The following is a 3,662-nucleotide window of genomic DNA, read 5'->3' as shown; positions in this document are numbered from 1 at the left end:
GCTCTGCATTTGGTTTTAAGTAGAATCCACTACTCATTCTAACCAAAAGCAACCTACGTTAGGCGAATGAGGGCCGCCTCGTTCATTATGACTAACGGGCAGGTTAATGTGGTGATAGAAACAGAAGGCAGCCAATTACCAGGCTGCCTTCTGTTTATTAAAATGTGTAAGAGTGATCATTTAGACTTAGCCCAAAAATAAAATCTCATTCCCACTACTGTAAATAATCCTCCAAGAATTTGAAAAGAACTTACAGCTTCTCCCAGGATAAAGTATGCAAGGATTATGGCAAGCACAGGTTCACCGATAACACCGACAGAAACAGTAGTTGCACCGATTGATTTTAGTAACAGATTGAATCAATTTCATAATGTTTTTGAATGGAGCTTGTGCTATCCGAAATTTGACGGTCTATTTTTAAAAAAATTAAGCCGCAATCTTGCGAGATTGGCTTTTTCTAACGCGATCTACCGTTAATTTGCATGCTGTATATACCAAACAAGATAACTGAAAGTCAACGTTTGCCAGCTTTCCTCGATGACGGATATTGTTGATCTGGAAATACTCCTTCAGATAAGCGTTGACTCGTTCAACAGCCGTTCGTTTTTTATATAACTCGTAGTAACGGTCACTACCGCGAGCTGGAACCGTGTATTTACGAATATCGGATTCCACTTTCACTTTATGCACTTTCTGGCATTTTCCATCGTTAAATGGACAGCTCTCGCATTCCTTTGGTGACGTATACTTGAGCGTTTCATACTTAGGGTCGAAGCTATCGTATCTATAGCTGTTTCCTTCTTTGCAGATGGGGCGAAAATACTTATCTTTTCCTTCGACGGGTTGTTCATTTCGTTTGTTGTAATCGATGAGTGCATAAGCTCCTAGGCCCTGCGCTTGCTGGTAAATCGGTACTAGATCGTACCCTGCATCTGCAAGCACGTAATCCACTTTGAGATACGGATGAAACTCCGTCAGTGATTTAAGCAAGGGAATAGCCATTTTTCCATCGTTAATGTTGCCTGAAGATAGTAGAGCCGTTAGGATATATTGACTTTTAGAGTCAACCAGTAGATGCCCTTTAAAGCCATACCAAAACACATTCTTACCTTCCGAATTCTTTTTAACGCCCCATTCAGGCGCAAGCGGAATCTGTTGATTTAGCTCAGAAAACGAGTGTTGAAGTTGTTCCTCGACCTTTTTCTCAAACAAAGGACGATTAGCTTCTAACTCTGCTTGCTCTTTCAGCCATTGATCCCGCTCGGCCTTTGACTTACGTCCACGCTTTTTCTTTGGAAATTCCGTAGGCAATTCGCCAGCGTTATCCGTGGATTCTGCTTCCTTTTCAGGCCGGCGATCTCTGGCCTCGATATGAGTAGCATCCATGGCAACAATCGTAGCGTCAATAAACCCCTCTTGAAAAGCCTGATGGATGAGCTTGTTATGTGTCTCCTGAAAGACAGCGGAATTTTGCAGTTTTCGGATCATTCTGCTAAAGGATGCTTCACTTGGGATTCGGTCTGAACCAGTAAATCCACATTGCGTGCTGAATTCCACGCTTCGGGCCAATCTTTTGATGAGGTCTTTCATCGTAGGAATTCGCTCCATCACGCGGACAAACAAAGCAACTAACATCGCAGCATAATTTAACTGTGTGGGTTTTCCGTTTAAGCTCTTTTTAGATACTACTTTCAAGAAAGGTGTGATATCCAACATTTTAAACATGAGGGCGTAAGTATCTCTGGGTGACATTTCTAATAGTTCCTGCAAGGAAAACAGCTCTTCTTGGCGAATACTGTACATCGGGAGTCCAACCTTCTCTCAGTGTCTGGTAGGGGTACTAAACACTTCGAGATTTGGGGAGGTACTCCTTTTTTCGTATCTTATAAACTCAATCCCAGCAAGGCATTCGATTTATGAAATTCATTCGATTAAATATAAAATGCCCAAATATAGTTGGAATTAAGGCAAGTAATAAGAAGTACATCCAGTCAGAGGAACTATAATCTATTAAAGAAAAATGATTCATTAGGCTGTATATCAGCATGATGCTACCACCAATGAAAAAAACAATAACGCTATATACATTAGCTGGTATTTTATGACTCACTTTTTGTCCTGCTAGCATATAAGCAGAAATGGAGACAGTCCCCAATAAGGAAAGTGCATCTCCGATTAGCGCCTCTCTTGAGACGCCTATATCTCCCCAAGCTATAATGATAGATCCGAAAACCGCAGTTATCATGCATAGTACCATTAGTTTGTTTACTCGTTCTTTAAAAATAAAATAAGATCCAATCATTACAAATAGAGGTTGTAAAGTTAAAATAACCATCGAACTTGCTACCGATGTATAAGATAAAGACACCATCCAAAATAAAAAATGTAAACCGAGAAAAAAACCCGCAGATAAAACAAGAAGCCAATCATACTTAGTTAATTGTGTTAATCTAAGCTTTTTCCAAGACACAAAAGGAAGCATGATCAAAACAGTTGGGTTGTAGGCTTCATCACTACGAGCCATTCCAACTAAGAGTCGAGCTAACTTTCCACACAACTTCATGATAGATTTCTTCTTTTTGAGCTTTTTTGCTTGAACATTATGGCGATGTAATGCTTTAAATTCTTGGTTACTCATGACCATGCACATCGTGATTAATTAGAGAAAGTGACGCAGGCGTGGACGGCCACGTTTACTGAGCGTCATTTGTCCTTTCCATTTACCCGAGCTTGCCTCGGTCAAATTAAGTCCTGCGTGACGGAGTAAGGCATTCCCATGCGCGTAACCCCTAAGATCTCCAGACTCTCCTAAAACACCAGCTAAAGCAATTGAACTTATACCTGTAATGGCTAGGATCTTGCCTGAATAGGGGATACGTTCAACAACGTCCTTGGCTTCTTTTTCTATTCTCTGCAGTTGTTTGATTGCTAAATCATACTCCTCAAGAAGCTGTTCTAGATGGAGATTGTAAGTATGTGTTGCCTGCTTGGAACCAACAGTTTGCTTGGCAAGATCGATGAGTACATGAGCTCTACGCACACCAGAATGCCGCTTCATTGATTTCTGCCATCCTTTAATTACATCGTCTGGAGTTAGCTTACAAAGGTCAGATGGGAGCGGAAAAAGCCGAAGGGTTAACAATGCACCCTTACAAGTTAGGATCTTAAAGACTTGTCTTAGTTCAGGGAAGACAATGTCGACCCAGCGGTGGATCTGGTTAACGGCACTTACAAGTCGTTTAACAACTGTTTCTCGGTTAGCTATGAGTACTTGTAGTTCCTCGTATTCAGAGGAGTGGAAACGGACAGGAGAGTAGTAGCCATTTTCACCATGTCGGCAATAACTAAAGCATCTTTATTGTCACTTTTTGAGCGTGTATTGTCGCGGTTTTCTTTGTTCTTTTTAACTAGGTGAGGATTAACAAGTACGGTTTCAATTTCTTTATTTTTAAGCCACCCGGCAAGGCTGAGCCAGTAATGGCCAGTCGGTTCCATACCAACGATAATTTGGGATAATTTATATGGAGCTAGCAAGTCGCGAATCCAACGGTCGAGGGACTTGAAGCCATTTTCGTCATTACTAAACACTAAAGGATTACCGAGAGCGACACCACGGAAGTTAACCGCTCTAGCAACATGGGCCTCCTGAGCAATGTCTACAC

3 protein-coding genes and 1 pseudogene are annotated in these 3,662 nt (G+C 41.3%); all 4 read right to left on the bottom strand.

Annotated features, from left to right (window positions below; genetic code table 11):
* Nucleotides 1-176: 176 nt before the first annotated feature.
* Complete coding sequence (locus FU659_RS34585; RefSeq protein WP_147951680.1) at nucleotides 177-353, bottom strand: EamA family transporter; 177 nt, start codon at nucleotides 351-353, stop codon at nucleotides 177-179.
* 73 nt (nucleotides 354-426) lie between these two features.
* Nucleotides 427-1,803 carry a transposase gene (locus FU659_RS34580; protein ID WP_147951679.1) on the bottom strand — a complete coding sequence of 459 codons (1,377 nt, stop codon included), beginning with the start codon at nucleotides 1,801-1,803 and terminating at the stop codon, nucleotides 427-429.
* A gap of 88 nt (nucleotides 1,804-1,891) precedes the next feature.
* The gene (locus FU659_RS34575) at nucleotides 1,892-2,482 is read right to left on the bottom strand and encodes a DMT family transporter (RefSeq protein WP_261808246.1); all 591 of its coding nucleotides are present in this window, start codon (nucleotides 2,480-2,482) and stop codon (nucleotides 1,892-1,894) included.
* A 12-nt stretch (nucleotides 2,483-2,494) separates the two neighbouring features.
* Nucleotides 2,495-3,662, bottom strand: a pseudogene (locus FU659_RS39515) (IS110 family RNA-guided transposase); the annotation flags it as partial.

This window comes from Paenibacillus sp. N3.4 (genome assembly GCF_008017805.1).
Lineage (GTDB): Bacteria > Bacillota > Bacilli > Paenibacillales > NBRC-103111 > Paenibacillus_E.
The sequence above is the reverse complement of the archived record's forward strand: the minus strand, read 5'-3'. Positions and strand labels throughout refer to the sequence as shown.

Excerpts from the sequence above, each read along its gene's own strand:
- FU659_RS34580 (WP_147951679.1), bottom strand. The coding sequence starts at position 1,803 with ATGTACAGTATTCGCCAAGAAGAGCTGTTTTCCTTGCAGGAACTATTA.
- FU659_RS34575 (WP_261808246.1), bottom strand. The coding sequence starts at position 2,482 with ATGCTTCCTTTTGTGTCTTGGAAAAAGCTTAGATTAACACAATTAACT.